31 protein-coding genes and 1 riboswitch are annotated in these 26,793 nt (G+C 42.6%); of the genes, 4 read left to right on the forward strand and 27 right to left on the reverse strand.

The window, feature by feature from the left end; genetic code table 11:
• Positions 1-5: 5 nt before the first annotated feature.
• The 6 genes from QM351_RS05005 to trmL all read right to left on the reverse strand — a co-directional run bounded on the left by QM351_RS05005 (position 6) and on the right by trmL (position 4,079).
• Positions 6-260, reverse strand: a complete 255-nt coding sequence (locus QM351_RS05005; RefSeq protein WP_414326806.1) for a hypothetical protein — start codon at positions 258-260, stop codon at positions 6-8.
• Positions 253-810, reverse strand: a complete 558-nt coding sequence (locus QM351_RS05010) for a tRNA (mnm(5)s(2)U34)-methyltransferase (RefSeq protein WP_049472293.1) — start codon at positions 808-810, stop codon at positions 253-255. The genes QM351_RS05005 and QM351_RS05010 overlap by 8 nt, the downstream gene beginning before the upstream one ends.
• Complete coding sequence (locus tag QM351_RS05015; RefSeq protein WP_152902918.1) at positions 794-1,753, reverse strand: TIGR01212 family radical SAM protein; 960 nt, start codon at positions 1,751-1,753, stop codon at positions 794-796. Before QM351_RS05015 ends, QM351_RS05010 begins: the two co-directional genes overlap by 17 nt.
• A gap of 53 nt (positions 1,754-1,806) precedes the next feature.
• Positions 1,807-2,457, reverse strand: a complete 651-nt coding sequence (locus QM351_RS05020; protein WP_049472289.1) for a phosphatase PAP2 family protein — start codon at positions 2,455-2,457, stop codon at positions 1,807-1,809.
• A complete protein-coding gene (locus tag QM351_RS05025) occupies positions 2,447-3,019 on the reverse strand; it encodes an ECF transporter S component (RefSeq protein ID WP_414326809.1) in 573 nt (190 codons plus the stop codon). Before QM351_RS05025 ends, QM351_RS05020 begins: the two co-directional genes overlap by 11 nt.
• Positions 3,020-3,221: 202 nt before the next feature.
• Positions 3,222-3,456, reverse strand: a riboswitch (FMN riboswitch).
• 80 nt (positions 3,457-3,536) lie between these two features.
• A complete protein-coding gene (gene trmL / locus QM351_RS05030; protein ID WP_155198804.1) occupies positions 3,537-4,079 on the reverse strand; it encodes a tRNA (uridine(34)/cytosine(34)/5-carboxymethylaminomethyluridine(34)-2'-O)-methyltransferase TrmL in 543 nt (180 codons plus the stop codon).
• Positions 4,080-4,412: 333 nt separating this feature from the next.
• Here trmL and trkA point away from each other — a divergent pair, with 333 nt between their 5' ends.
• A complete protein-coding gene (trkA, locus tag QM351_RS05035) occupies positions 4,413-5,768 on the forward strand; it encodes a Trk system potassium transporter TrkA (RefSeq protein ID WP_414326810.1) in 1,356 nt (451 codons plus the stop codon).
• Between the two features lie 5 nt (positions 5,769-5,773).
• Positions 5,774-7,213 (forward strand): TrkH family potassium uptake protein, encoded by a 1,440-nt coding sequence (locus tag QM351_RS05040; protein ID WP_414326812.1) that lies wholly within the window; start codon positions 5,774-5,776, stop codon positions 7,211-7,213.
• Between the two features lie 223 nt (positions 7,214-7,436).
• Here the strand turns inward: QM351_RS05040 and yidD are convergent, their stop codons facing one another.
• The 14 genes from yidD to QM351_RS05110 form a co-directional block, all read right to left on the reverse strand.
• Positions 7,437-7,679, reverse strand: a complete 243-nt coding sequence (yidD, locus tag QM351_RS05045) for a membrane protein insertion efficiency factor YidD (RefSeq protein ID WP_013904013.1) — start codon at positions 7,677-7,679, stop codon at positions 7,437-7,439.
• Positions 7,676-8,407 carry a pseudouridine synthase gene (locus QM351_RS05050; RefSeq protein WP_257738960.1) on the reverse strand — a complete coding sequence of 244 codons (732 nt, stop codon included), beginning with the start codon at positions 8,405-8,407 and terminating at the stop codon, positions 7,676-7,678. The genes yidD and QM351_RS05050 overlap by 4 nt, the downstream gene beginning before the upstream one ends.
• Positions 8,397-8,966 (reverse strand): SMC-Scp complex subunit ScpB, encoded by a 570-nt coding sequence (gene scpB, locus QM351_RS05055; RefSeq protein WP_013904015.1) that lies wholly within the window; start codon positions 8,964-8,966, stop codon positions 8,397-8,399. Before scpB ends, QM351_RS05050 begins: the two co-directional genes overlap by 11 nt.
• Positions 8,950-9,669, reverse strand: a complete 720-nt coding sequence (locus QM351_RS05060) for a segregation/condensation protein A (RefSeq protein ID WP_013904016.1) — start codon at positions 9,667-9,669, stop codon at positions 8,950-8,952. Before QM351_RS05060 ends, scpB begins: the two co-directional genes overlap by 17 nt.
• The gene (xerD, locus tag QM351_RS05065) at positions 9,669-10,400 is read right to left on the reverse strand and encodes a site-specific tyrosine recombinase XerD (protein WP_013904017.1); all 732 of its coding nucleotides are present in this window, start codon (positions 10,398-10,400) and stop codon (positions 9,669-9,671) included. The genes QM351_RS05060 and xerD overlap by 1 nt, the downstream gene beginning before the upstream one ends.
• A complete protein-coding gene (gene cbpB, locus QM351_RS05070) occupies positions 10,397-10,858 on the reverse strand; it encodes a cyclic-di-AMP-binding protein CbpB (protein WP_257738958.1) in 462 nt (153 codons plus the stop codon). Before cbpB ends, xerD begins: the two co-directional genes overlap by 4 nt.
• Positions 10,855-11,376 carry a metallophosphoesterase gene (locus QM351_RS05075; protein WP_049482898.1) on the reverse strand — a complete coding sequence of 174 codons (522 nt, stop codon included), beginning with the start codon at positions 11,374-11,376 and terminating at the stop codon, positions 10,855-10,857. The genes cbpB and QM351_RS05075 overlap by 4 nt, the downstream gene beginning before the upstream one ends.
• The gene (locus tag QM351_RS05080; RefSeq protein WP_371605444.1) at positions 11,352-12,329 is read right to left on the reverse strand and encodes a nucleoside-triphosphate diphosphatase; all 978 of its coding nucleotides are present in this window, start codon (positions 12,327-12,329) and stop codon (positions 11,352-11,354) included. The genes QM351_RS05075 and QM351_RS05080 overlap by 25 nt, the downstream gene beginning before the upstream one ends.
• Positions 12,326-13,120: a glutamate racemase gene (gene racE / locus QM351_RS05085; RefSeq protein ID WP_013904021.1), complete on the reverse strand. Its 795-nt coding sequence runs from the start codon at positions 13,118-13,120 to the stop codon at positions 12,326-12,328. Before racE ends, QM351_RS05080 begins: the two co-directional genes overlap by 4 nt.
• Positions 13,121-13,197: 77 nt before the next feature.
• Entirely contained in the window at positions 13,198-13,443 is a 246-nt protein-coding gene (locus QM351_RS05090) for a YneF family protein (protein ID WP_013904022.1), read from the reverse strand.
• 55 nt (positions 13,444-13,498) lie between these two features.
• Positions 13,499-14,749, reverse strand: a complete 1,251-nt coding sequence (locus QM351_RS05095; RefSeq protein ID WP_414323108.1) for a diaminopimelate decarboxylase — start codon at positions 14,747-14,749, stop codon at positions 13,499-13,501.
• 95 nt (positions 14,750-14,844) lie between these two features.
• Positions 14,845-15,531, reverse strand: coding sequence for a Bax inhibitor-1/YccA family protein (locus tag QM351_RS05100; protein ID WP_003008369.1), 687 nt, complete (start codon positions 15,529-15,531; stop codon positions 14,845-14,847).
• 28 nt (positions 15,532-15,559) lie between these two features.
• On the reverse strand, positions 15,560-16,051 hold the full coding sequence (locus QM351_RS05105) for an HDIG domain-containing metalloprotein (protein WP_049482905.1): 492 nt from the start codon (positions 16,049-16,051) through the stop codon (positions 15,560-15,562).
• 82 nt (positions 16,052-16,133) lie between these two features.
• Entirely contained in the window at positions 16,134-16,880 is a 747-nt protein-coding gene (locus QM351_RS05110) for a TrmH family RNA methyltransferase (protein WP_049507107.1), read from the reverse strand.
• Between the two features lie 73 nt (positions 16,881-16,953).
• Between QM351_RS05110 and QM351_RS05115 the strand changes: the two genes are divergently transcribed.
• Together QM351_RS05115 and yidC are read left to right on the forward strand one after the other, a co-directional pair.
• Positions 16,954-17,232 carry an acylphosphatase gene (locus tag QM351_RS05115; protein ID WP_023918900.1) on the forward strand — a complete coding sequence of 93 codons (279 nt, stop codon included), beginning with the start codon at positions 16,954-16,956 and terminating at the stop codon, positions 17,230-17,232.
• A 77-nt stretch (positions 17,233-17,309) separates the two neighbouring features.
• Positions 17,310-18,227, forward strand: a complete 918-nt coding sequence (gene yidC / locus QM351_RS05120; RefSeq protein ID WP_003008377.1) for a membrane protein insertase YidC — start codon at positions 17,310-17,312, stop codon at positions 18,225-18,227.
• Between the two features lie 146 nt (positions 18,228-18,373).
• Here yidC and greA read toward each other — a convergent pair whose 3' ends face one another.
• The 7 genes from greA to QM351_RS05155 all read right to left on the reverse strand — a co-directional run bounded on the left by greA (position 18,374) and on the right by QM351_RS05155 (position 26,671).
• On the reverse strand, positions 18,374-18,856 hold the full coding sequence (gene greA, locus QM351_RS05125) for a transcription elongation factor GreA (RefSeq protein WP_003005389.1): 483 nt from the start codon (positions 18,854-18,856) through the stop codon (positions 18,374-18,376).
• A 57-nt stretch (positions 18,857-18,913) separates the two neighbouring features.
• A complete protein-coding gene (gene mltG / locus QM351_RS05130; protein ID WP_195227442.1) occupies positions 18,914-20,431 on the reverse strand; it encodes an endolytic transglycosylase MltG in 1,518 nt (505 codons plus the stop codon).
• A 71-nt stretch (positions 20,432-20,502) separates the two neighbouring features.
• Entirely contained in the window at positions 20,503-21,012 is a 510-nt protein-coding gene (locus QM351_RS05135) for a GNAT family N-acetyltransferase (protein ID WP_414327020.1), read from the reverse strand.
• 12 nt (positions 21,013-21,024) lie between these two features.
• Positions 21,025-21,441 (reverse strand): GNAT family N-acetyltransferase, encoded by a 417-nt coding sequence (locus QM351_RS05140; RefSeq protein ID WP_414326816.1) that lies wholly within the window; start codon positions 21,439-21,441, stop codon positions 21,025-21,027.
• 81 nt (positions 21,442-21,522) lie between these two features.
• Positions 21,523-22,857 (reverse strand): UDP-N-acetylmuramate--L-alanine ligase, encoded by a 1,335-nt coding sequence (murC, locus tag QM351_RS05145; protein WP_024054775.1) that lies wholly within the window; start codon positions 22,855-22,857, stop codon positions 21,523-21,525.
• Between the two features lie 9 nt (positions 22,858-22,866).
• Positions 22,867-23,517: a cystathionine gamma-synthase gene (locus QM351_RS05150; RefSeq protein ID WP_070586997.1), complete on the reverse strand. Its 651-nt coding sequence runs from the start codon at positions 23,515-23,517 to the stop codon at positions 22,867-22,869.
• 55 nt (positions 23,518-23,572) lie between these two features.
• A complete protein-coding gene (locus QM351_RS05155) occupies positions 23,573-26,671 on the reverse strand; it encodes a DEAD/DEAH box helicase (protein WP_223345054.1) in 3,099 nt (1,032 codons plus the stop codon).
• Positions 26,672-26,793: the final 122 nt, after the last annotated feature.

Here is a 26,793-nt window from a genome sequence, read left to right on the forward strand (position 1 = left end):
CCTCCCTAGCGTCCTTGGCAGCAAGTCTCAAATTGCTGTTTTAACTCCGCAATCTTTTGGTCTGTCTTGGTTACATCCTTGTGCTCAATCTTCTTTTGGCACCGTTCCATCTCAAGCGCAACCAATTTCTTTTTTATTTTGAGCATCTTTTTGGTCATATGGGCTTCATCATAAAAACCGATTGCACGCTCGTGAATGGTTGATTCAACAAAATGGTGTCTCAATCCTTCAATTTTATTTTTTAAATATTCTTTATCCATGACGATAACTTTCTAATTTTTCAATCATGACCAAAAACGGTGGTTGGTTCACTTGATTCAGTGTCCGGTAGATGGTCGCGGTGTAATCTTTTTGAGGGAGCTGACTGACAAAATCTAGCACTGCATCACGCTCGATGTCTCCTCCCTCATGACCATAATAAATCATAATAGCCATTCGACCACCTTTTTCTAGGCGAGCACAGATTTTTTCCATCGCTTCAATAGTGGTAGCTGGAAGAGTAATCACCGATTTATCCGCAGATGGCAGATACCCCAGATTGAAAATAGCTGCTTTGAGGGTCTCCACATATTGGTCCACATGCTGGTGACCATCCAAAATCAACCGGACATGCTGAAGTCCCAACTTTTCCAATCTTTCTTGGGTATTTACAAGGGCCTGTTCTTGAATATCAAAGGCATAGACCTGGCCTGCTAGTTTGGCTAAAAAGGCCGTATCATGTCCATTTCCCATGGTGGCATCTACCACGACATCTTCTTTGGTGATGACTTCTGCTAAAAATTGATGGGCCATTTCAAGCGGTCGTAACATCAGCACTCTCCTTTTCTTCTAGCTTACATCCTTGGGTACTTCCACGACGACGCATTTCAATTTCAATAGCGTTTAGGACTTCCCATTTGTTGAGGCTCCACATAGGGCCAATCAACATATCCCGTGGTGCGTCCCCTGTAATCCGATGGATGACGATATGTTTGGGGATAATCTCCAACTGGTCACAGATGACCTTGACATATTCTTCCTGGCTCATGAGTTGGAGGCGCCCTTCATGATAGTCTCGTTGCATGCGTGTATTGGTCATCAAATGCAAGAGATGCAACTTGATGCCATCAATTTCATTATCGGTCACACAACGGCGAACATTTTCCACCATCATCTCATGTGTTTCCCCTGGAAGGCCATTGATCAAATGAGATACGATCTCAGCCTTAGGCACCTGTTGGCGAATCCGCTTGACTGTTTCAACGTAGAGGTCATAACTATGGGCCCGATTGATTAATTGAGACGTCGCTTCATAAGTCGTCTGAAGCCCCAGCTCAATCGTCACATGCATGCGCTCGGTCAGCTCTGCTAGATAGGCCAAGGTATCATCTGGTAAACAATCCGGACGCGTACCGATGTTGATTCCTACTACTCCTGGTTCATTGATGGCCTGCTCATAACGCTCTCGAATGACGTCCACCTTATCATGGGTATTGGTGAAATTTTGAAAATAGACCAGGTACTTCTTCACATCCGGCCATTTCCGATGCATAAAATCAATCTCTTTGTAAAATTGTTCTCGAATCGGAGCTTCTGGGGCCACAATGGCATCTCCTGAACCTGAGACCGTGCAAAAAGTACAGCCACCATGGGCGACTGTTCCGTCTCGATTGGGACAATCAAAGCCTGCATCAATAGGGACTTTAAAGGTCTTTTCTCCAAATAAGGTTCGATAATAATCATTCAAGGTATTGTAGGATTTCATACCCTTCATTATAGCAAAAAAAGAGTCGAACTCAAAACACGAGTCCAACTCCTAGTTGTTAGTTATTTTTGCTTCCCTGTAAAGCGCCATTGAAACCGCAAGCGATCGTACAAGGGGTACTCAAATTGCAAGACAGCAAGGCCCAAAATCATACTGCCGAGAACGTCTGAAGGATAGTGGACCCCGACATAAATACGGGAGACCACAATGGTCACAATTCCCAGAACCAGCAAGCCTTGAAGACAATAGCGGGCAGTTTTATGTTTTAAATGCTGGTAGATAATAATGATTAAGCTTCCCAAAACAAGGGTAGACGCCAGTGAATGACCACTTGGAAAAGAAAAGCCTTTTTCCTCTACTAGATGAAGAATACTTGGTCTCGGTCTCTGGTAGATATTCTTCAGAAGAAGAACCAAAAGACCGGTCAATACCAGATTGCTCCCCAGAAAGAGGGCTTCGCTGTACCATTTCTTACAGGCAAAGACAGCTAGCAAAAGACCCACCCAGATGACAATGATCTTGGTATCCATGACATGGGTTACCTTGGTAAAGAAGGCTGTCAGTGGTGCAGGCAGATCGCCTCGAATAGTAGATTGAAGAGCGCTATCAAAACCAGTTAATTGTTGCGGGTAGAAACGAATCACATACCCGAGAATGACAAAAATGAGAAGGGCGAAGCTTGCCTTCGCCCAATGTTGTTGTTTATTTTTCATATTTTTTCAAAATCGGTTGCAAAAGAGTGTAGATCAATCCAAATGCGATGGCCCAAATCACTCCTTCGATCAGGTTAAACGGTGCAACCATTGCGGCTAAATAGTGGACAAGCCCTAGTGTTTTCGAAATATCATAGTTCATAAAGCGAGCATACAAAGGGATTGCATAGACATAGTTCACCAATACCATCGTGATACTCAAGCTGATCGTTCCGACAATCGTTGCCAGGACAAATCGGCCATGGGTCCGTTCCTTGTTCCAAATCCATGCAAAAGCAAGGACAAAAACAAGAATTCCAATGATATTGATTGGTAGTCCGATCAAGGTCTCAAGCCCCTTATTATTAAGAGCTAATTTAAGAACAGATCGGATCAAGGTCACCCAAACAGCACTTTTAAAATCCAACAAGACCAAAGCCAACAAAATGGCGATGATACTCAAATCAATTTTGAAGAAATCTATCAAGAAAGAAAATTGATAGAACATCAAAATAAAAGATAATGCGGATAAAACAGCCACTAGGGTCAGTTTACGTGTATTTGTCATAACAGGTTCCTCCAATTTTTTAAAAATTAGAGAAGCTGGAAAGACGTCTACCCCATCATTCTACTCTAAACTATTTAAACAAAGCTTAAACTAGTGAACATTCTAGTCACTTTAGCTGGTCTCCATTGAAAAATACCGCTAGTCAATCATAGCACCTAACGTTTTATTCCTATGCATCAGCTCTAAACAGATCAGAATAGCTGTCAGTCTATTCGTCTCTCGTCTTCTCCCATCCAGACTATACTGTCGGTTGTGGAGTCACACCACATCAGCTTGCGCTCGCGGACTTCTTTTAGAGTATGGAAATGGAGATTTTTCTTTTAAACGATACGACAAGCTGTAGGCATAACTTCTTGTTAAGCAAAGCTTGGCAACAAAGTATAAAAGGAAAAAAACATTTCCTAGTAAAAGTCACCGCCGGTCGGGAATCTCACCCTGCCCTGAAGACTTCTTAATCATAACAAAAAAAACTTGCCAAGGCAAGTTTTTGTAACTTGATAGATTACACCGTTCGTCTTTTAATTTTTCGTTCTTATTTGAGCTTGTCATGCTCATAACGATGGCTCAACTCCAGCCCTTTGAATCCCTGCTGGCGGAGCGCCTCATAAACAATCATGCAGACGGTATTGGAGACATTTAAACTACGAACATGCTCGTCATTCATCGGAATGCGAATAGTCTTCTCCTCGTGCTGGCGCATAAAATCTTCCGGCAATCCTTTGTCCTCGCGTCCAAACAAGAAATAATGGGATTTCCCATCCTGATAAGAAACGTCCGAATAAGTCTGATTTGCAAACTTAGACACCAAGTGCACCTGACCGTCACGCGCTGCTTCCATAAACTCTTCTAAGCTATCATAGAAACGGACATCCAGCTTGTCCCAGTAATCGAGTCCTGCTCGCTTCATCTTGCGATCATCGATCGGAAAAGCCATGGGACGAATAATATGTAAGGGGGAATTGGTTGCCGCACAAGTCCGTGCAATATTGCCCGTATTTTGTGGAATCTGAGGTTGGAACAAGACGATGTGGTTTTGAGCTGCTGACTCTTGGTAGTCTAGTTCTTCAATATTCATACTCGATCTCTTTCTGATAAAAAAATAGCCACACTGCCCGGAGTCAAGCTCAGCAAACAGCGTGGTTACAGCTTCATTAACTTAACTCACAACAGGTTTGAGGTAAATCAACGAAGGTACTTTCTAAGTATAACACTTTTGAAGCTCCTGTCAATAGTTTTTTTAGATTTTTTTAAGAAACTTTACCAAAGTTTTCAATCCCTCCTCGTTCTACTCTTTTGACCATTTTTCCTACTTGTTCTTAGCTTCTCAAAATTCCACCAGAAAATCCTTAAAAAAGATGAATTTTTCTTGAAAATAGAGTATGATAGAAACATACTCTGGAGGTATTCTATGAAAATTATTGTTGTTGGTGGAGGAAAGGTCGGAACGGCCCTTTGTCGTTCTCTCGTTGCTGAAAACCACGATGTTATTTTGATCGAAAAAGACGAATCCGTTCTTAACCATATTACCAAACGGTTTGATATCATTGGAATTTTAGGAAATGGGGCAAACTTCAAGATCTTGGAGCAAGCAGATGTTGAAGACTGCGACATCTTCATTTCCATGACCGAGTACGACGAAGTGAACATGGTCTCTGCTGTTTTGGCTAAAAAAATGGGAGCCAAAGAGACTATCGTTCGGGTGCGGAATCCGGAATATTCCAATTCCTACTTCAAGGAAAAAAATATCTTGGGCTTCTCCCTAGTTGTCAATCCTGAATTGCTGACAGCTCGCTATATTGCCAATATCATTGACTTCCCAAATGCCCTTTCTGTGGAGCATTTTGCCAATGGCCGAGTTGCCTTGATGGAATTTAAAATCAAGCCAGATAGCAATCTCTGCAATATGAGTCTATCCCAATTCCGGAAGAAATACGGAAATGTCATTGTTTGTGCAATCGAGCGTGGCAACGAACTCACCATTCCAAACGGAGACTTTGTCTTGCAACCTCAAGACAAGATTTTCGTAACAGGTAATCGGATCGAGGTCGTTCTCTTCCACAACAATGTTCGCCCTCAGGTCATTAAGAGCATGATGATCATTGGTGCTGGGAAAATTGCCTACTACCTACTCAATATTCTTCAAGATGTGCGTCGCAAGATCGATCTCAAGGTCTTAGAGGTCAATCGCGAACGGGCGGAATTCTTTAGCCAAGAATTTCCTGACCTCTATGTCGTCCATGGAGACGGAACCGCTAAAGACATTCTTTTAGAAGAGAGTGCCAACAACTTCGATGCTGTGGCCACTTTGACAGGAGTCGATGAAGAAAATATCATCACCTCCATGTTCTTGAATTCCGTCGGAGTCAAAAAGAACATTACCAAGGTCAACCGAACCAGTCTGTTGGAGATCATTGGCGATCAGGATATGACCAGTATCGTCACACCAAAGCGCATCGCCGTGGATACCATTATGCACTTTATTCGCGGGCGCTACAATGCACAGTTCTCAAACCTAGAAGCCTTGCACCATGTCGCAAACGGCCGAATTGAAACCTTGCAGTTCCAAATTAAGGAAGACAATAAACTAACCCAATATCCCCTCTCTGAATTGAAATTGAAAAAAGGCGTCTTGATCGCCGCCATTATTCGAGATGGTAAGGCTATTTTCCCTAATGGAGATGACCGTTTAATGGTAGGAGATCGGATTGTCGTGACCACTTTGATTCAAAATGTCACTAAAATCTACGATTTAGTTGAGAGGTAAGTCTGATGAATAGAAGCATGATTCGTTACCTCTTGTCCAAGCTCCTCTTAATCGAGGCAGCTCTCCTGATTGTTCCTTTAGTGGTCGCTGCAATCTATCAGGAACCTGCCAAGGTCTTTGTCTCTATTGGGGCAACCATGGCCATCTTACTTGGGCTGGGGCTACTTGGTAGTTTTCACAAACCAAAGGACTTTCACATTTATGCTAAAGAAGGAGTCCTGATTGTAGCCCTCTGTTGGATCCTCTGGTCCTTCTTTGGCGCCCTTCCCTTTGTCTTTTCGGGACAAATCCCCAACATTATCGACGCCTTCTTTGAAGTCAGCTCTGGCTTTACAACAACAGGAGCAACGATATTAGATGATGTGGGTGTCCTAAGCCACTCTCTTCTCTTTTGGCGCAGTTTCACCCACTTGATTGGTGGGATGGGAGTATTGGTCTTTGCCCTTGCCATTATGGACAATAACAAGAACAGCCACCTCGAAGTCATGAAGGCGGAAGTTCCTGGTCCAGTTTTTGGGAAGGTCGTTTCCAAATTAAAAAACACAGCTCAAATTCTCTACTTCTTGTACTTGGGCTTGTTCTTCCTCTTTGTGGTTCTTTATTTCCTTGCCGGCATGCCCCTTTATGATAGTTTTGTCATCGCCATGGGGACGGCTGGCACTGGGGGCTTTACCGTTTTTAACGACGGAATTTCCCACTACAATAGTAGTTTGATCACCTATTTGGTCAGTATCGGGGTTTTAGTCTTCGGGGTTAACTTTAACCTCTACTACTTCCTCATGATTCGAAAATTCAAGGCCTTCTTTAAAGACGAGGAATTGCGGACCTATATTACGATCGTCCTCGTGTCCAGTGTATTGATCGCTTACAATGTCCTTCATCTCTATGCCAATGTCGCTAAGAGTTTTGAGATTTCCTTCTTCCAAGTTTCCAATATCATCACCACTACCGGTTTTGGTTATGGAACGACAGAAAAATGGCCTCTCTTTTCTCAGTTCATCCTCTTGATGCTGATGGTGGTCGGTGGGTCTGCTGGCTCGACCGCTGGGGGGCTAAAAGTCATTCGGTGCTTGACCTTATGGCGAATCGCAAAAAATCAGGTTCTTTCGACCTTGTCTCCAAATCGAGTTTTGACCTTGCATGTCAACGATACGGTATTGGATAAAGATACCCAGCATCAGATCCTCAAGTACTTTACAATATACAGTTTTATTACGATCGGCTTACTCTTTGTAGTGAGTCTAGACAATAATAGCTTCATGACGGTTGTCAGTGCTGTCTTTAGTTGTTTCAACAATATTGGACCTATGATTGGTACGGGTCAAACCTTCTCCATCTTTAGTCCGATTTCAAAACTGTTACTTTCCTTAGCCATGATTGCCGGACGGCTTGAAATCTATCCAATGATTCTGCTCTTCCTTCCTAAAACATGGTCTAAACGCTGATAAAACGAGAGTGTTATAAAAAAATGAGGCTGGGACAAAAGTCCTAGCCTCTTAATTGTTTTTGGATTTTCGAGCAAGACGCAGTGGTTGAGTGGGCTCTACTACGCTGATTTCATCAGCTTTTACAGCCCTACTCAACTGTGCGGAGGTGGGACAACGAAATCGAATTCTAACGAATTACCGATTTCTGTCCCACTCTCATTTCTGTTTATTTGTGATCGTCCTATTTTGATTCTTCATTTCGTCTCAGACTAAAGTGGTCTGGCAGAGGGTCTGGTCCCGCTTGGGTACCCGGATGGCATCGCAAGATTCTCGCAACCCCCATCAAAACACCTTTCACACCAAAGCGTTCAATCGCTTGGATCATATAATTGGAACAGGTCGGTTGAAAGCGACAAGAAGGTGGAAATATGGGAGAGATCCATTTTTGATAGCCTCTGACCATAGCAATCAGGATTTTTTTCATGATTTTTTAGATTTAGTCACTGCTAGATTGTGCAACTGGCTAACTTCTTTTTTGTTCAAGCGACGGTATTCACCCGGACGAAGTCCTGAGACATCTAGGTTTCCAAACTGGGTTCGGGAGAGTTTGTCCACTAAAAGTCCTACAGCTTCAAACATCTTTTTGACCTGGTGGTTGCGCCCTTCATGAATGGTCAACTGAACCACTGAACGGTTCTTTTCAACATCCACTTTTAAGATCTCGTAAGTCGCTGGCTTGGTTTTCTTGCCATCAATGGTCACCCCTCGTGTTAAGGGACGCAAATTTTCCTTATTGGCAATCCCTTTGACACGCGCCACATAGACCTTATCAATCTCATTACGTGGGTGAATCATCTCATCTGTAAAATCACCATCATTGGTCAAAATCAAGACACCAGATGTATCCCAGTCCAAACGTCCCACTGGGTAGATACGCTCTGGCACTTGAGATAAAAGGTCAACGACTGTTGTCCGCCCTTTATCATCAGATACACTAGAGATGACGCCACGTGGCTTATTTAAAAGATAGTAGACCTTTTCTTCGTTGTAGATTGGAGTGCCTTCTACTTCAACCTGATCACCGGTCTTAATAATAGTCGCTAATTCACGCACAACTTGGCCATTTACTGTAACCAAGCCTTGCTTGATCAGTTCTTCGGCCTTGCGACGACTAGCCACGCCTGCATGGGCAATATATTTGTTAATTCTCATCTAGTTCCTCTGTTCTCTCTGAAAATAATTGACCTTCCTCTGGATCAATGTCCACTTCCTCAACCTTTGGTAATTCCTCCAAATGATTGATTCCCATATAATCCAAAAAATACTCCGTCGTGACATACAAATTGGGACGCCCGAGGACTTCTTTTTTCCCATCCTCTCGGATCAGATCAAATGACAGTAGTTTGGTAATGGCACCGCTGGAATTGACACCCCGAATATCATCGACCTCCACACGGGTGATTGGTTGCTTATAAGCAATGATTGATAAGGTTTCGAGGGCAGCCCGAGACAAACTTTGATTCATGGGCGTTCTAGAATAGTCTCGTAAAACTGAAGCGTAGTCTGCCTTTGTCACCAATTTATAACGGGAAGCTGTCTCCATCAAACACAGACTGGTATCTGTGTCCTCCTGGTATTTTTTGCTTAATTTTTCTAAACTTTGCACCACACCTGTCGGAGGTAAAGAGAGAAGGTCTGCGATTTGTCTGGCAGTAATTCCTTCTTCACCTGCTACAAATAAGAGTGCTTCAATTTCAGCTAATTTGCTCATGTTCAATCCTATTTAAGTAAATTTCTCCAAAAGCCCTATCCTGGATCACCGTTACTTCTTGAATCTTGATCAATTCAAGGGTTGCAAGAAATAGAGTAATGACCTCTTGGAGATCCGTTGCTTCTAGAAACAAGTCCTGCAAGAGAACTTGTGAGCGATCGTGGAATCGGTGACGCAGCTGGTCCATCAGATCCTCAATCTTGTATTCATCCTTTACAATGGTCGTATGGTTCTGACGGAATTCTTCTTTTTTCTTGGTCAATAGTTTTGAGAAAGCCAAGAAAAGATCCACCGTTGTACGATCGTGAAGCAATTCCGTATCGTCGTAGACCAATTCCATCTTGGGTTTTGAATAATAAAGGGCGCGCTCCTCGTGCTGTGAGGCCATCAACTCTCCTAATTGCTTGTAAGTACGGTACTCTTCCAATTGAGAAAGGAGGTCCTGCTCGAGATCCTCTGCTTCATCCATCTCCTCTGCAACCTTAGGAAGAAGTCTTCGACTCTTGATCAAGGTTAGTTGACTAGCCATCAGCATGTATTCCCCTGCTACCTCTAGTTTCATAGCCTGGAGAGTCGCCAGATAAGCCAGATACTGTTCGATCACCTCAATCAAGGGGACCTCATAAATATCCATCTGGTATTTAGAGACCAAGTGGAGCAAGAGGTCCAAAGGCCCTTCAAAATCTTTAATTTTAATATCCATTATTTATATTTTTCTAATGTCACCATGGTTTTTAGGCCCAATTCACGCGCAATACTAAAGAGATCCACACCGAGTTCACGTTGTTTCAAAATATATTGCTCACGAATCGATTGCGCCGAAAGGTCTTGATTCCCTTTTTCGATCAAGAAGGCTTCTAATTGTCGAAATCCCCACTGACGGGAGTAGCATTTTCCTTTATTATCAAAGAGATAAATACCATCTAGGAAGAGTTGCAATTCATCCAGTAACGGCTCTGGAACCTTTAAAACCCGTTTTTGGCCATCTTTGCCCACTCGAATGACGTGAAAGTCCAGCTGAATATCTTCGACCTTGACTTGGAGGATCTCACTTGGCAACAAGCCCATCTCCAGAATCAACAAGGCCATCAAGCGTCCCTGAGGGTTGGTTGATTCTTCCCAAAAATGGGTCAAATCCAACAATTCCCGATCATGGGTCTTGGCCGGTTGAATTTTAGGCAATACCAAACGATGGTATTCAGAAATAAAGCGTTCTTGATACAAATAATATAAAAATTGGTTGACGGCAGATAATTTTCGTTTTTGAACCGCCGGTTTAAAATCTTTAATCGAAGCTTGGTAAATTCTCAAATTTGTCGGTGTCACTTTTCCATGGATCGACTCAATAAACTGGTCCAAATCATAGAAATAGGCTGACTGAGAATTTTCACTTAGTTCTTTTTGATCAATAAAACTTGCAATAAATTCTTTCATTTTGGAATCATCTCGTATTCATTTGAAAAATCATGCATTAGCGAATTGATGGCTTTAAGAATCGATTTCCGTGTAATAATCCCTTGGAAATACCCTTCTTCATCCACCACTGATAAGAAGGAGTCATCCACCAACTTGTGAAGGACTTCTGTCAAATTGAAGTCTAAGCCGATGACCCCGACCCCTTTTTTTGCAACGTCTACGATATCCATCGAAGCAAAAGTCTCCTCAGGAATCTCGTGTTTCAATTGATAAGATAGAATATCCGTTAGGGAGATCGTCCCCACAAACTTGCGTTCATCCGTCACTACCGGAATACGACTATAGCTAATCTGGCTCAACAGCAAGACTGCATGGTCTACATTGTGGTTATCAATCAAGACCGCTAAATTTTTGGCTGGAGTTAAGAACGTCTCTTCCTGCGCCAGCAAGAAACGTTCAAATTCCTTTGCTATCATCTGCTAAACTCCTTTGTCAATTCAGGATACAACTCATGATCTCGCGTATAATACTCTACCTTGAAGTTCGAATCAGTTATCTCTATCTTAGCATACAAACACTCTCGAATCAGACCGCGTGGCTGACTGATCGATCCAGGATTCACAAAGAGGGTTCTTCCTTCCTTCCAAGCATCTGGGATATGAAGGTGGCCGTAAAGACAGATATCTGCTTCCTCCTCTTGAGCCCACAGATCCAATTTTTGAAAACTAAAATTGATCTGGAAGAGATGCCCATGGGTCTGGATGATTCGTGTTGGCCCTAGTTGGGTCACCAAGCGTTCTGGATAGCCATCATAAAAATCCATGTTTCCTTGGACAACGTGAATCCCTTCCCAGACAGGATCATCACTTTTTAGTTCAGAATCCCCATTGTGAAAGATTCCATCGACCTTGCCTAGATATTTTTCTTTAATTGCTTCAACAATGGAGCGGTCTCCATGCGAGTCACTCATCACGATGATTGTTTGCTTTGCCATGATGGAAATACCTCCAATAACTTTTTAACAGCTAAAGCACGATGCGATTGTGTATTTTTTTCTTCAAGTGTTAATTCAGCGGCAGCACGGCCCGTTTCCCCAACTAAGAAGAGTGGATCATAGCCAAACCCATTTTCTCCTTTAGGCTCAAAATTAATATACCCTGGCCAATCAGCTTCCACCACTAGGCTTTCCTTGCCTGGTCTTGCAACCACCAAGGTCGTATGGAACTGGGCTGAACGGTCTTTCAAGTCAAAAACCATAGCCAATTCGTGCAACAATTTCGCATTATTCTCTGCATCTGTCGCACCAACTCCCGCAAAGCGAGCGGACCAAACTCCTGGTAAGCCTCCCAAGATATCTACCTTCAAACCTGAATCATCCGCTAAGACTGTTTTCCCAGTTAGCTCTGCGATGGTTTCAGCTTTTAGGCGGGCATTCTCCTCAAAGGTCATCCCTGTTTCTTCGACTTCTGGAAGCTCTGGATACTGATTGAGGTTTTCCACTTCAAAGCCTAGCTTTTCAAACATATTGCGGAATTCTTTGGTTTTTCCCTCATTTCGAGTCGCAATGAGAATCGTATCTTTGACCTTGTCTTGACCCAAGAAGGCTTCCAAATCCAGCCCATCACTTGGCAAATGCAAATAGAGCAATTTCCCTTTTTCAACCAAGAGCAAGGCTCCTTGACGCTGTACGATCTCAAAAGCTCTTCCCTTGACTTCATTCAAGATTTCAGTCAAAAAGGTTAGGAAACGAAAGGCTGAACCATAGCGCATCACCGATAGATTAAGCGGAAATCCTTCAGGATCCTTGGCAAAGAGAAGTTCCAGCTGGTCTAACAGAGTGGAAGCTTCCGCAGGAACTTGACTAAATTGATTGTAGTCTGCATCTTCTCCCCATTGGGCAATATACCAATCTTGGGAATCTTTGTATTCAAATAGTTTGTCACTCATAAATTTACATGCTCCACATTCACTGAACGTTCTAGCCATTTTTCGGCAATCGCTGCAAAGCTATTGGCATTTGCAGTGGTATAAAAGCGGTGGGTCTGCTCTAAGAGTTCGCGGCTCTTATTGAGCTCAAAATAGTTTAATAAGACGGAAATATCCCGAACACACTCCGCTCCACTATCAATCAATTTGACATCCGGTCCCATCACATTTTGAATAATCGGTTTTAACAGGGGATAATGGGTACATCCCAAGACCAAGGTATCAACCTTTCCAACTAGTGGTTTTAGGGTTTCGTAAACCACCTTTTTGGTCACACTGGATGCCAACTCGTTGGATTCCACTAAAGGAACAAACTTGGGACAAGCTAAACTGGTGACTTTCATATCTGGTGCCAGACTTTGAATCTTCTCTTTATAAATTCCAGAAGAAACTGTCATCGGTGTCCCAATGACCCCAATTTTTTGATGGGTCGTTGATTTAATGGCTGCAGAAGCTCCGGGCAAGATCACTCCCAAAACAGGAATATCAAGTTTTTCCTTTACTTCTTCCCAAACCACTGCCGTCGCTGTATTACAAGCTAAAACAATCATCTTGACATTTTTGGTCAGAAGGAAGTTCACCATCTGCCAAGTATACTCGCGAATTTGGTCTGCTGGTCTAGGACCATAAGGTGCACGTGCTGAATCTCCAATATAGACGACATCTTCGTGAGGAAGCTGACGGAGCAATTCGCGGACAACAGTCAAGCCCCCTACTCCAGAATCTAAAAAACCAATCGGTCGGTTATCCATATCTCTTCCTTCCAAAAGGAGGGACTAAGAAATTCCTCCAAGCCCCTCTCATTTATTATCGTGAGATTGCCCCACTCTTATTTTTTCTTGTTTTTCGCCATTGCTGATTTTTGTTGGGTCACAATTTGGCGATAGACTTGTTGAACTTTTGCTTCGCTTGGACGTTGGCCACTCGCACCTAAAAGTGTGCGGACTGCTTCAACATTCAAACGTGGATTTGATGCAAATTCTTTTTCAAATTGACGACGAAGCAAGAACATTCCTGCAACCATCCCACCAAAGAAAGCCAAAATAATCAACAAAATTCCTAAAAAGAGATTCATACAATTTTCTCCGATCCATTATTTTTACATAACTATCATTATATCAGACAATCGCTTATTTTTCAATGTCAAAGCCGTAGAGTGTCGCAAGATAATCTTCTGGTTTTTCTGCTCGACGAATCAAACGGGCCTGCCCATCTTCTTGAAGCAAAACTTCTGCAGAACGCAATTTGGCATTGTACTGATACCCCATTGAAAATCCATGGGCTCCGGTATCATGGATCACGAGCAAATCTCCAATCTCCGTCACTGGTAATTCACGTTGTTTAGCAAATTTATCGTTATTTTCACAGAGACTTCCCACAACATCGACCACTTCAGTCGGTCCATCTGGACGATCCATATTGGTAATATGGTGATAAGCACCGTACATAGCCGGTCTAAGAAGGTTCACAGCTGAAGCATCGACACCCACATAGGCCCGGTAGGTTTTCTTTTTATGCGTCACTCTGGTTACCAAAAGACCGTGTGAAGCTAGCATAAAGCGACCAAGTTCGGTATAGATTTTCACATGGCCAAGTCCTGCCGGTTTGAGAATCTCATCAAAAACGCGGTGCACGCCTTCCCCAATAATGGCAATATCATTTGGTTCTTGCTCTGGCTTGTAATTGACCCCAACTCCACCAGAGAGGTTGATGAAGCCCAAATGGACACCTGTTTTCTCGACGACTTCCACTGCCAATTCAAAAAGTTGACGCGCTAGCTCTGGATAGTAATCGTTGGATACTGTATTAGAAGCTAACAAGGCGTGAATGCCAAACTCTTCCACACCCAGTTCTTTCAACTCGATAAAGGCTTGAATCAATTGCTCCTTGGTCATTCCAAACTTGGCTTCTTCCGGATTGTCCATAATATCGGTTCCCAGTTCAAAGACTCCACCAGGATTATAGCGACATGAAATAACCTTGGGGATGCTGGTCACAGATTTCAAGAAAGCAATGTCTTCATAGGCATCCAGATTGATGGTTGCCCCTAATTCACGAGCATAGACAAATTCATCGGCTGGCGTGTTGTTAGAAGAAAACATGATCTCTTTTCCACTAAAACCAAGTTTATCTGCCATTAACAATTCGACGTAGCTGGCAGTGTCAACTCCACAGCCCTCTTCTTGCAAAATTTTTAGGATCGATGGGTTCGGAGTCGCCTTAATGGCAAAGTATTCTTTAAAACCTTCATTCCAAGCAAAAGCTTGATGGAGGGCACGAGCCGTTTCACGAATTCCTGCTTCATCATAGAGATGGAAAGGGGTCGGAAATTCTTGGGTCAAGCTTTCTAATTGTTCACGGGTTACAAAAGGTGTTTTCATAAGCGCTCATTTCTATTCTTTAGTCACTATTAGTATAGCACAAGTCGAAAGACAAAAAAAGCCGAGGCAACTGCCCCAGCTCAATTTCTCTTTGATTAGTCGTTTCTTCCGAAGATACGAAGAAGGCTGATAAAGAGGTTGATAAAATCAAGATAAAGTTCCAAAGCCATCGCTACTGCCCAACCTGTAGCAGGTTGACCATTTGTTTGATCATAGACATAGCGAATCTTTTGGTTATCCCAAGCTGTCAATCCTGCAAAGAGGAAGACAGAGATAATACTCAAGATATAGTCCATTCCAGAACTTCTCAAGAACATGTTCACAACAGAAGCGATAATCACACCGATCAAGACTCCCATCAAGGCACGTCCCATACCTGAAAGGTCTTTTTTCACGACGCGTCCGATAGCTCCCATGACAATAAACATCAAGGCACTGACCAAGAAAGCCTTATAGACAGTCGCTTGCATGTAGCGAGCAATGATAAAGCTCAAGGTAAAGCCATTCAAAGCTGAGTAGATCAAGAAGATCGGAAGAGCAGACGGGCTATTTTTAACAGCCTTCCCACTTGCAACAAAGACCAAGATCAATTCTACAACCACTGCTGCATAGTAAACCATTGGTGCTGTTGTCAAGATTTGAACGAAGAAATCTTGAAAGACTGTCATCATAAGACCAGACACAAGGGCTGAAATCCCTACACCGATCCCCACTAATGAGTAGATTTTGTTATAAAAAGCATTCAATCCACTTTGTTCTTGGATTACTGAATCATTATACATATAAACAAGTTCCTTTCAAATTTGTTTACTACGATTTTAACATTTTTCGATGAAAAAATCTCTTTTTGGCCATCTTTTTACGCCAAGGTTCTGAAGCTTCCTTAACAGCCCAGTATTTATCCACCATCGTCACCACAAAAGATTCTTTGTAGCGAGGCGGGGCAAGAGTAGCTCCCCACATGTGTTTAATAATAATGTCTTCTTCCTTGGCATTGAGATCTGTGATCTTTCGCGCATTTCTTACGGCAATGCGGGGATGGATCCAGGCGTGACTCTTGGTAAACTTGGTCTCGCGCCAATCATAGTAAAAGAGGTCATGCAAGAGGCCACCCCGAGCCGTACTTTTGGCATCCCAACCAAATTTTTTAGCCAGTTTATAACTGGTATAGCTAACATGAATGGAATGTTCCAAACGATTGGAATGAATATGGTGGGGAATGTCGGCTAATTTTTGAACCTTAGGATGCTGGATCAGATGGCCTACATAGGTCATGTATTCTTTGTCACGATGATATTGCATAAGATAACCACCTTTCGTTGATAAGCTCTCCCAATAAGATCTCCATCAACTTCTTCTTACAGGTTAAGTATACTTCTTTTTCTCAAAATTTCCTTAAAGAAAACATCAAAATTCCTGCTGCCACTGCAACATTTAAACTCTCTGCCCGACCTGGCATGGGAATATGAACCAGCTGGTCTGCTTGTGCCGCCATTTCCTGGCTGATGCCATTTCCTTCATTGCCCATCACCAGGATAAACTGATCGGTCTGAGAAAGCTGACGGTAGTCAATGGAAGCTTCTGAAAGCGTCGTTGCGAGAACTGCTAGATGAGATTGCGCAGCTCGCTCCAATAGTTCTTCTCGATCCAGTTTCCAGATAGGAATATGGAAATGACTGCCCTGCATGGATCGAAGGGTCTTGAGACTGTATAGATCAGCGGAGGCTTTCGATAGCATGACACCATCAAAGCCTGCTGCATCTGCTGTTCGAATCATAGTCCCAACATTGCCAGGATCCTGTACATCCTCCAAATAGAGGAAGCGCCCTTGTAGCTGATCCGGAAGCTCTGGCTGCTCTAGAAGAATCTCTGCGACAATCCCTTGAGGAGTCTTCGAATCTGCCAAGAGGCTTAAAATCTCCGGAGTCACGATAGTGACTTTTTGGATGTCCTCCACCCGGTCTAAATAGGCTTCTAAAACAAAGACCTGCCGAATCTTCGCATGATTTTCTACTGCCTCTTCAAACAGATGCCAGCCTTCAATGAGATAAGAATCTGTCCGGTATTTTTTTTGATGTAATTTTTTAGCATTTTTGATTACATTATTGGATTTAGACGTTATAATATTCATAGAACTATTATAGCACAAAGAAAAAGAAGAAATCATGCCTCAGATAGATTTCTTCGAGTCAAGGAGGTCGCACATGCAAAAGGTAAAAATGATTGCCCAAGGACGGGTTCAAGGGGTTGGCTTTCGCTGGGGAGTGTACAGTCTTGCTTTAGAGATTGGTGGGATTACTGGCCGTGTCTGGAATAATGACGACGGAACGGTTGGCATTCTGGCCCAGGCAGAGTCTAGTAGCCAAATGGCCAAATTCATCCAAGAAATTCGTAAAGGTCCTACACCTTTTGCACATGTGACTTATTTAGATGTTACGCTCGCAAACTTTGAAAACTATACAGACTTCAAAATTGCAAATTAAGACTAGAGAACTATTGTGTATTTTCAAAAAAAACAGTAGAATAGAAAGGTAACATTTTAAAAAAGAAGGAACTATTTGTGAAAAAAAATAAACTTGCATTACTTGCATCGATGGGACTAGCTTCGCTTGTCTTCTTGTCAGGATGCGTGAGTGTCGATCGGAAAACTGGAAATCCGACTGGATTGATCTGGAATCTTCTTGGCCGTCCGATGGGCGAAGCCATCAAATTCTTTGCCAACAACCTTGGCTTGGGCTTTGGGATCGGGATTATTATCGTCACCTTGATCGTGCGGTTAATCATCTTGCCACTTGGTTTGTACCAATCATGGAAGGCAACCTACCAATCTGAAAAGATGAACTACTTAAAACCTATCCTTGGGCCAATCCAAGAGCGCATGAAGAATGCTAGCACACAAGAAGAAAAGCTATTGGCGCAACAGGAGTTAATGGCCGCTCAACGTGAAAATGGTGTTAGCATGTTTGGTGGAGTTGGGTGTTTACCACTCTTGATCCAAATGCCATTCTTCTCAGCTCTCTTCTTTGCAGCTCAACACACCAAAGGGGTAGCAGATAGTAGCTTCCTTGGCATTGCTCTTGGAAAACCAAGCTTGCTCTTGACGGCTATCGTTGCGGTTCTTTACTATATCCAAAGTATGCTCTCTCTTCATGGAATTGAAGATGAAACCCAAAAGGAAAGCATGCGCAAAGCATCACTGATGAGTCCGATTATGATCGGTGTCTTCTCATTGATCTCTTCAGCCGGAGTGACTCTTTACTGGGTAGTCGGTGGGGTGATCCAAATTATCCAACAATTTGTCATCAACTACTTGATTCGTCCAAATCTTCGCAAACGGGTCGCTGAGGAATACAAAAACAATCCTCCAAAAGCGACTAGTCACCGCGTGAAAAAAGATGTCACACCCACTGCAACGACACAAATCCAACACAAACCAAAAAACAACCGCAATGCAGGAAAACAACGTAACAGAAAGTAGTACAAACTACTAAATTCTAGCGAAATAAAGCAGCACTTGAACCTAAGATTCAAGTGCTTTTTTGATTGTCAACGAAGAATTTTCACCCTCACAAGGGAATTAAGAGCACAAAAAAACAGGCCCTCTAGGAGAGCCTGCTTTTATATTTACGCTGTTTTTTCTACATTCAAAATTTTCACTTGGTAGCTTCCAGCTGGTGTTTCAACAGTGACAACGTCACCTGTCTTCTTACCAATCAAAGCATGACCGATTGGGCTTTCGTTAGAGATCTTTCCTGCGAAGGCATCTGCCCCTGCTGAACCGACGATGCTGTATACTTCTTCATCTGTTTCGCCAACTTCTTGAACTGTAACGGTTTTTCCGATCGCTACTTCGTCTACTGCAACAGCGTCACTATCGACGATTTCCGCATAACGGATTTTTGTTTCCAAGCTAGAGATTTGACCTTCCACAAAAGCTTGTTCATCTTTTGCTGCTTCGTACTCAGAGTTTTCTGAGAGGTCACCATACGAACGAGCGATCTTAATCCGTTCCACCACTTCAGGTCGACGGACCAATTTCAATTCTTCTAATTCTTGTTCCAATTTTTCTTTTTCTGCTAGGGTCATTGGGTATGTTTTTTCTGCCATTATTCTTCTCTTTCTATTATTTGAATGAAAAAGCTGTGGACGCGCCACATGCTTTTTCTAGTTTGAACTTGCTTGTGTCAATTTACTATTGACGTGTTCTTCAACATTTTTATTGTGTTCTTCGTATGTCTTAGCGAAGAAAACTTCACCATTTTCGACATTTGCGACAAAATACAAGTAATCGGTCTTACTTGGGTTCACCGCCGCTTCGATCGCTGATACTCCAGGGTTATCCACTGGGCCAGGCATCAAGCCGGTATTCTTATAAATATTATAAGGTGAATCCAGCTCTGTATTGATCGTTGCATCTTCTTTTAAGGTCGTCTTTTGACCAAGTTTCCCTTCTGCATAAAGAATTGCAATATTACTTTGCAAAGGCATGTCTTGGTTCAAACGGTTATAGAAGACACTCGCGATATCTTTGCGGTCCTGATCCGTCGCCCCTTCTTTTTCAACCAAGGAAGCAAGAGTCAATACTTCGTTTACATTGATGTTCTTGCTCTCAAGTGTTTCATAGTATGGGCTTAAGTTTTGATCCATTGCCGCAAGCATCTGATCGATCATTTCTTTCACTGTGGTATCTTTCCCATAGTTATAAGTTGCTGGGAAGAGATAACCTTCTAAACGGTAACGAACACCAGAATCCTTACTTGGCAGATTCGCCAAGAGCTTAGGATATTTGGCCACCATCTTCTCAATAAAGGCATCGTCTTGGACAGCCTTCAAGAAATCTTCTTTCTTAAATGGAGTCTTGCCTGCCTTCTTAGTGGAGACATCGGTGGTGATAGCCGTCGCAATCTGATCGATCGTATAGCCTTCTGGAATCGTGACCTTTCCAAGAACTGGAGCCTGAGGAGTTTTGGTTCCCTCTTCTTGCAGTTTTTGGATGATGGTTTCTAGATCCATGCTCTTTTGCAAATTGAAATAACCGGATTTGAAATTGCTATAGTTCTTGAACTTGGTATAGTAGTTAAAGAACTGACCATTTTTCACGAGTCCTTTTTTCTCAAGGATCGCGCCAATCTCACGATTACTTGAACCTGCTGGAATCTCAACCGTTACGAATTCTGTTGCATTTTTATCCATCGGCTTGACAGCTGAATGGATATAGGTCACAGCAAAGATCCCTGTAGCCACGATCACAATCAGCAAAAGGCTGACCACTGTCCGCACAATTCGTTTAGCGATTTTATTTTGTTTCTTTTGTTTTTGTTGGCGCTGGTTACGAGAAGAGCGCGATAAGCTTTCCTCTACCGGTTCCTGACTTGGTTCTTTTTTAGCAGGCTTTGTAAGCTCACTCTTTTCTTCCACAGCAGGAGTCGCCTTTACCGGCTCCACTGGTTCTTCTTTGGGAGCCAACGCAGATTCTTCTACTTTTGGAGGTGGTGTTGCTTCTTCCTCCTCTTTCAGTGAAGAAGGGGTTTCAATGCTTCGATCAGGTAGATCATACTCTTTTTCGATCTTTAGAAGTTGCTCATTGGCCTCTTCTAAGTCTCTGAGGATCTGCTCTTTGAAGCTTAATAACTTCTCACTGTCTTGTGATTTATCAGTCAAATAATTGACCTCCCTCATCATAATCCTTAATATTATATCTTAAAAGATTTAGAAAAGCAATACAAATCACCCTTCTTCTTCAAAATACCTATTTAATCAAGGTTTTCGTTTTCCCAGACCAGATTGTACCAAACTTCACCCGCATATTGGGATTCTGAAAGACCTTCATTAGTAAATCCTTGCTTTTCGTAATAAGGAATCAAATAATCATGACAGGTCAAATTGATCCCTTGACGGCCATCCTTAATCGCAATCTCTTTCATTGCCTCAAGCAAGAGGGTTCCAACCCCTAGCCCTCGGGCTTCTTTAGCAATGGATAGACTCGTAATGGAAATATAGCCCTGTTCTAACTGACTTAGATCTTCAACCTCTGAAAAAGAGGAATCGATCAAATAGCGCTCCGGTCTAACAGGGCCTTCTAAATAGCCTAAAATCTGACCCTGGCACTCTGCTACAAGAAATGTCGTTTGAATCTTTTCGATGTGATCTTTTAAAATCTCACGCGCAATCGCTTCTTCTTCTGAGAAATTCTCAAGCTCAATACGCTCGATGGCATCCAAATCCTGCAGCTCTGCCTGTCTAATGTGAATCTTTTCTTTCATCATTTACCCCTTCTATCGTTCCCAAACCATATGGACACCTCGATCAGACTCAGCTTCATCTCGAAATCCTTGCTGGGAAAAATAAGATAGTAAGTCTTCTGGGCAATCGATCCAAATGGCTTCCTTTTCCTTTTGAACAGCTAGATCCTTTAAAGCAGCGATCAAAATCGAACCATATCCCTGAGCTTGAAAGGCTGGTCTAACTGCCAATCGCAATACGATGAGGTCCCCCTTTACATGCTGATCTTCTGTCGCTAACAAGTAAGCCACAGCATCCCCCGCCTGCTCTGCAAGCAAAGAAATGGCTTCCTTCGAACCTAGCGCTTCCTCAAGAGTGGCCCTGTGCTCCTTTCCTTCATTGCCATGAAGTTCTTCTTCTAGTAACAGCAGCTGTTCTTGATCAGCTGGGGTGATTGATCGAATCATCATCCTGCTTTCCTCATCTCATACTCCTTCATTGGACAGATAAATTTGAGTCTGGAATCAATCGATTCCAGACTCAATCATCTCTTATTGTACACTATGTGTCAAACTAGATAATAAACGCTCAAATGAGTATTCATAGGTTTGAATATCTCCTGCTCCCATAAAGACATAGACTGCATTATCATGGTCAAGAAGAGGAGAAACATTCTCAGCTGTAATAATCGCTGAGCGTTTGACAATTTTTGCTTCCAAATCTTCAACTTTCACATCGCCGTGATCGACTTCCCGTGCAGAACCATAGATCTGTGCCAAGTAAACAGCATCTGCTTGATTCAACGCTTCAGCAAATTCATCCAACAAGGCAATGGTCCGTGTAAAGGTATGTGGTTGGAAAATGGCCACAATCTCTTTACTTGGGTATTTTTGACGGGCCGCATCCAAGGTTGCAATAATTTCCGTTGGATGGTGCGCAAAGTCATCGATGATCACTGTTCCATTGACTACTTTTTCAGTAAAGCGACGTTTCACTCCAGCAAAGGTCTTCAAATGCTCGCGGACTAAATCTAAATCAAATCCTGCAATGTAAAGCAAACCAATGACTGCTGTAGCATTCATGATGTTGTGACGACCAAATGTTGGGATATGGAATTGCCCCAAATCTTCTCCACGGAAATGAACGTTGAAGGTTGAACCTGTCGTTGAGCGAAGCAAGTTGCTTGCCACAAAATCGTTCGTCTCCTTATCAAAACCATAGTAATAAATTGGTGCTGATGAGGTAATCCGACGCAATTCTTTGTCTTCTCCGTAGATGAAGAGGCCCTTACTGATTTGTTTGGCATAATCGTTAAAAGCATTAAAGACATCTTCCAAGCTCGTGAAATAGTCTGGATGGTCGAAGTCAATATTGGTGATGATGCTGTATTCAGGATGGTAAGGCATAAAGTGGCGTTCATACTCATCTGATTCAAAGACAAAGTATTTGGCTGCTGCAGAGCCACGACCTGTCCCGTCACCAATCAAATAACTGGTGTCAGTGATATTTGATAAGACGTGAGAAAGCATCCCTGTTGTCGAGGTTTTTCCGTGTGCTCCGGCAACCCCCATGCTGACGAAGTCACGCATAAATTCACCAAGGAATTCATGGTAGCGTTTATAAGTTAGGCCATGCTCATCTGCATAAGCAATTTCCACATTGTTATCTGGACGGAAAGCATTCCCGGCAATGAGGATCTTGTCGCCTTCCAAATTTTTCACATCAAATGGATAAATTTGAATTCCTACTTGTTCCAAGCCACGTTGCGTAAAGTAATACTTCTCAACATCTGACCCTTGAACCGTATGTCCCATTTGGTGAAGCATGAGGGCTAAAGCACTCATCCCTGCTCCTTTAATTCCAATAAAATGGTATGTATTAGACATGTTTTCTCCTTATTCTTGATCTAGATGGGTTAAATCCAATTCTTGTTTGATTGGCTGTGGTTTCAACTTGTGCTGATCTTTATTGTATATTTGGCTAGTCTTTAAGAAATCATAATTGTTTTTCTTTTCAGTCGGTTCTGCCACTTCTGGTTCTCCTGCAGATTCGAACTCTGCAAGGATCAACTGATCTTGTCGTAATCGTTTGCTATATTTCAATAATTCACCCGGATTTTCCTTTTGGAAGGGAGCCGTTGGCTGACCAGGTTTTCGTTCAGAAATAAATGGTTTTTTCCGTTTACTTGTAGTAGCTGCTGGATCCGTTGTCAGATAGGGAGCTGTGCGTTTCTTTTTCAGATCTTCACGAGCGCGCTCTCTCGCTTTCTCTGCATAACGATTGGCTGGGCTTTTTTTATCAATCGGCTCTTTAAAATCAGGTTTTCTTACTGGCCGTCTTTTCGGTAGGGGCTCTTCTAATGGTTGGTGGTAAGGATGCTTAGGTTTGGTATTTTCAGCAATCGGTTGCCATTCCAAATAATTTTTATCCACATAGTCGCCTGTAATGTTACTAATCAAGTCTGTTTCATCATACAGGTTCATGTGGGGCATCTCTGTTAACATCAACTCATTATCCCCTACTTGAGGAAAATATTTTTCTGTCATGCTTTCTTCCTTTCGACACTCCATTAATTATAAACTATTCACAGAATTTTTCAAGCTATTCTGACTGAATTCCAAGAATCTCACGAATTTCCTCAACCGATAAACTAGATCGTGTTTCCGTTCCGTCTAAAATCGTTGAGACCAAGTGTCTTTTGGAAGCTTGTAGTTCTTGGATTTTTTCTTCGATCGTACCACGAGTAATCATGCGGTAAACTTCAACATTTTGTTCCTGTCCCATTCGATGGGCACGTCCAATAGCCTGGTCTTCCACTGCAGGATTCCACCACAAATCGACTAAGATGACCGTATCGGCACCAGTGAGGTTCAATCCAACCCCTCCAGCCTTCAGAGAAATGAGAAAAGCATGGCGCTCACCTGCATTAAAAGCATTGGTCATTTCTTGTCGATCTTTAGCGGGAGTAGAACCTGTGATTTTAAAGGAGGTCATGCCAAGCTGGTCAATCTCCTGCTCTAGGATATCCAGCATGCCTCTAAATTGAGAGAAGATCAAAACCCGGTGTTCGCCATCCTTGATTTGACCCAAAAGATCTCGAAGGCTCTCCAATTTCCCACTATCTCCCTGATAGTCTTCCATAAAGAGGGCGGGGGTATCACAGATTTGGCGAAGGCGCATGAGACCCGAGAGAATTTCCACCTTACTCCGATTTAGTTCTTCCTCGCTAGAGCTTCGAACCCGATCTTGAATTTGTTTTAATTGAGCCAAATAGATCGTTTTTTGGCTTTCATCCAACTCATTGTGGTAGGTTGTTTCAATCAAGTCCGGTAATTCTTGGAGCACTTCATCTTTTTTCCGTCTCATGACAAAAGGTTTGACAAATCGTGCAATGGTCTCAGGACTCAATTTTTGAAATTCTCTTTTAGCTGGGAAGAGCCCTGGAAGGACAATTTGGAAAATGGACCAGAGTTCACCCACATGATTTTCAATCGGTGTCCCAGATAGGGCAAACACATGCGGAACCTCAAAGCCACGTAAGTGTTGGGCAATCTTGGTTTGGGCATTTTTCATGACCTGGGCTTCATCTAGAATCAAGTACTCATACTGATTCTTCTGGTATTCCTCCACATCTTGACGAAAAGACGCGTAACTAGTGATAACTACCTGTGGATTGGTTGCGATGAGTTCATCTCGGTGCTGCTTGAGACCATAGACGACTGCCACTTCCATCTGAGGAGCGAATTTTGAAAATTCTTGTTTCCAATTGTAGATGAGACTAGATGGAGCTAGAATCAAGATTTTAGTTTCTTTTTTTGCGACACTGGTCAAGAAGGAAATAGTCTGCAGGGTTTTCCCAAGCCCCATATCATCCGCTAAAATACCACCAAAACCATAATGATTTAACATGGAGAACCATTTAACCCCTGTTTCTTGGTAATCCCTTAGGGTCGCTTGGATTGTCATCTGAGGGAGTTGGAAGTCTTCTGGATGAGTCAAATCATGAGCTAAATTTCGAAAGTCTTCTGAAAAATGAACATTGTCTTGATCTGCCAACAAATCAGATAGCTGATAAGCGGCAATCCGGCGGGCTTGTAGTTTCCCACCCTTGCTCATTTTCGCCCGCAGATCTGCTAAGGCTCGACTGATCTTCTTGGTTTCTTCATCAAAGACAAGAACTTTCCCTGTATGGCTGACAAAATAGTCTTTTTGCCCTACTAGAGCTTTGAGGACCTGGTCCACTTCGGCTGGATCCACACTTTCAAAGTCAAAACCGATCTCCAGTAGACTGCCATTGGTTTTAACATCAATTTTTGGACGCTCCACTTGATAAAGATCTAAAAGGCTATCAGAGAGGGTAACCTCTCCTAAGGCTTCAAAAGTCGGGATCTGTTGGTGAAAGAATGGATAGATTTGCTCACTTGATAAAGGACTTCTTTGGGAAGAAAAATCATCCGTAAAACCTGCTGCTAGCATGGTTGAAAAGACTTCTTGCTCCTTATCGAAATCACTAGAATAAGGAAGATTGAGAAGTTCCTCACGCGTGGTCACCACACGATCCTGGTATTGAAAGACAACATCCAGTAATACAGTCTGATCCTGTGCTAGATCAAAATGAAATTCCGGAGTGAAATCGTGGATTAAAAAGCTGGTCGGGGCTGTTATTTGTCCCAGTTTTTTGAACTCTTTTAGACTATAGGAAAGTTTGGTCTGATCCGTTGGATCAAAATGCAGGCGTTTTTTGCGATCCTGATCCATTGGAAGATCTTGGATGGCCTTCCATAGGGTTCGCTGTTGGGGCGTCAGGTGATAGAAGACACCATTTCGAAACAGGTAAACAGCCGACTCGACAACCTTCACTTGTGGCTCCGTAATGATCAATTCGTAAAAATCACCATGGTCTTCCACCTGAAAATGAAAGAGATCTTCCTCCCCATGGACATCCTGAAAATAGACTTCAGAAAAATCATACAAGCTGTATTGCAAGAGGAAAGAATCCAAATTCATCAGTAATTCTACAGCTTCTTCAAAGAGAGTCGGTGGAAAATAAAGATGGCGCCCAGCATTGGGAAAGAAATCTTGCTCTTTCGAGCCACTATCTGTGACCAAGCCTTGTAGGAAATTGATCACATCCTGACTAGGCCCATCAAATTCTAAATAAGAAATGGGTTCATAGTAACTTTTGCCAATTGCAAAGTGGCCTTCTTTTTGAAGGGTCTGCAAAAAAGCTAGCACATCTCTGATCACATAAGAACGCTCGTCTGGCAAGCGACGAATGCGAAGGGTCCACAAGAATTGACCAGAGTATTCATCCTCCTGCCCGACTGCTGATAAGACATAGCGAGTTTCTTTCTTTTCGATTTTTGGAAGGACCTGGTCTAAAAACAAACTTCCAAAAGAGACCTTCTCCTGCGTTTCTTCAGTCGCCGTGGCGTCTTCTTCAAGACTTGCAAGAGCTGCTTTCCCACTGTCATCATTCTTCAAAAAAGCTTCCACAGCTGCTAGATGCGTACAGAATTTTTTCTTTTGAAAGAAAGCACAGCTACAAAAAACGGCATCGTCGTCCAAACTGTACCGCAAGCTTTCTTCTTCCACCCGAAAATACAGGTATTTTTCTTTTACTTCCTGAAGGGAAACTTTCCCAGCTTCATAGAGAAGGCTCCCTTGTGAACGAACCTTCCCAGGAATTAATTTTGCCATGTTTACCACCTTAGATTAATCCCTTTATTATACCATATTTAAGATAAAATTAGAAAAGATAATTTTACTATTAAAAGGATTTTAACTTACTTTTAGAAAAAAACTGAGACAGTCTTGTCCCA

This window comes from Streptococcus parasanguinis, from assembly GCF_047465465.1.
In the GTDB taxonomy this organism is placed as follows: Bacteria; Bacillota; Bacilli; order Lactobacillales; family Streptococcaceae; genus Streptococcus; species Streptococcus parasanguinis_AI.

Excerpts from the sequence above, each read along its gene's own strand:
- xerD (WP_013904017.1), bottom strand. The coding sequence starts at position 10,400 with ATGAAAGAATTTATTGCAAGTTTTATTGATCAAAAAGAACTAAGTGAA.
- QM351_RS05155 (WP_223345054.1), bottom strand. The coding sequence starts at position 26,671 with ATGGCAAAATTAATTCCTGGGAAGGTTCGTTCACAAGGGAGCCTTCTC.
- greA (WP_003005389.1), bottom strand. The coding sequence starts at position 18,856 with ATGGCAGAAAAAACATACCCAATGACCCTAGCAGAAAAAGAAAAATTG.
- scpB (WP_013904015.1), bottom strand. The coding sequence starts at position 8,966 with ATGAGCAAATTAGCTGAAATTGAAGCACTCTTATTTGTAGCAGGTGAA.
- QM351_RS05095 (WP_414323108.1), bottom strand. The coding sequence starts at position 14,749 with ATGAAAACACCTTTTGTAACCCGTGAACAATTAGAAAGCTTGACCCAA.
- QM351_RS05050 (WP_257738960.1), bottom strand. The coding sequence starts at position 8,407 with ATGAGAATTAACAAATATATTGCCCATGCAGGCGTGGCTAGTCGTCGC.
- murC (WP_024054775.1), bottom strand. The coding sequence starts at position 22,857 with ATGTCTAATACATACCATTTTATTGGAATTAAAGGAGCAGGGATGAGT.
- QM351_RS05110 (WP_049507107.1), bottom strand. The coding sequence starts at position 16,880 with ATGAATATTATAACGTCTAAATCCAATAATGTAATCAAAAATGCTAAA.
- QM351_RS05020 (WP_049472289.1), bottom strand. The coding sequence starts at position 2,457 with ATGAAAAATAAACAACAACATTGGGCGAAGGCAAGCTTCGCCCTTCTC.
- yidD (WP_013904013.1), bottom strand. The coding sequence starts at position 7,679 with ATGAAAAAAATCCTGATTGCTATGGTCAGAGGCTATCAAAAATGGATC.
- QM351_RS05010 (WP_049472293.1), bottom strand. The coding sequence starts at position 810 with ATGTTACGACCGCTTGAAATGGCCCATCAATTTTTAGCAGAAGTCATC.
- QM351_RS05135 (WP_414327020.1), bottom strand. The coding sequence starts at position 21,012 with ATGAAAGAAAAGATTCACATTAGACAGGCAGAGCTGCAGGATTTGGAT.
- QM351_RS05100 (WP_003008369.1), bottom strand. The coding sequence starts at position 15,531 with ATGTATAATGATTCAGTAATCCAAGAACAAAGTGGATTGAATGCTTTT.
- mltG (WP_195227442.1), bottom strand. The coding sequence starts at position 20,431 with ATGATGAGGGAGGTCAATTATTTGACTGATAAATCACAAGACAGTGAG.
- QM351_RS05075 (WP_049482898.1), bottom strand. The coding sequence starts at position 11,376 with ATGGCAAAGCAAACAATCATCGTGATGAGTGACTCGCATGGAGACCGC.
- QM351_RS05090 (WP_013904022.1), bottom strand. The coding sequence starts at position 13,443 with ATGAATCTCTTTTTAGGAATTTTGTTGATTATTTTGGCTTTCTTTGGT.
- QM351_RS05105 (WP_049482905.1), bottom strand. The coding sequence starts at position 16,051 with ATGCAATATCATCGTGACAAAGAATACATGACCTATGTAGGCCATCTG.
- QM351_RS05080 (WP_371605444.1), bottom strand. The coding sequence starts at position 12,329 with ATGAGTGACAAACTATTTGAATACAAAGATTCCCAAGATTGGTATATT.
- trmL (WP_155198804.1), bottom strand. The coding sequence starts at position 4,079 with ATGAATATTGAAGAACTAGACTACCAAGAGTCAGCAGCTCAAAACCAC.
- QM351_RS05015 (WP_152902918.1), bottom strand. The coding sequence starts at position 1,753 with ATGAAGGGTATGAAATCCTACAATACCTTGAATGATTATTATCGAACC.
- QM351_RS05140 (WP_414326816.1), bottom strand. The coding sequence starts at position 21,441 with ATGATGATTCGATCAATCACCCCAGCTGATCAAGAACAGCTGCTGTTA.
- racE (WP_013904021.1), bottom strand. The coding sequence starts at position 13,120 with ATGGATAACCGACCGATTGGTTTTTTAGATTCTGGAGTAGGGGGCTTG.
- trkA (WP_414326810.1), top strand. The coding sequence starts at position 4,413 with ATGAAAATTATTGTTGTTGGTGGAGGAAAGGTCGGAACGGCCCTTTGT.
- QM351_RS05060 (WP_013904016.1), bottom strand. The coding sequence starts at position 9,669 with ATGGATATTAAAATTAAAGATTTTGAAGGGCCTTTGGACCTCTTGCTC.
- cbpB (WP_257738958.1), bottom strand. The coding sequence starts at position 10,858 with ATGATAGCAAAGGAATTTGAACGTTTCTTGCTGGCGCAGGAAGAGACG.
- QM351_RS05115 (WP_023918900.1), top strand. The coding sequence starts at position 16,954 with ATGCAAAAGGTAAAAATGATTGCCCAAGGACGGGTTCAAGGGGTTGGC.
- QM351_RS05150 (WP_070586997.1), bottom strand. The coding sequence starts at position 23,517 with ATGACAGAAAAATATTTTCCTCAAGTAGGGGATAATGAGTTGATGTTA.
- QM351_RS05005 (WP_414326806.1), bottom strand. The coding sequence starts at position 260 with ATGGATAAAGAATATTTAAAAAATAAAATTGAAGGATTGAGACACCAT.
- QM351_RS05040 (WP_414326812.1), top strand. The coding sequence starts at position 5,774 with ATGAATAGAAGCATGATTCGTTACCTCTTGTCCAAGCTCCTCTTAATC.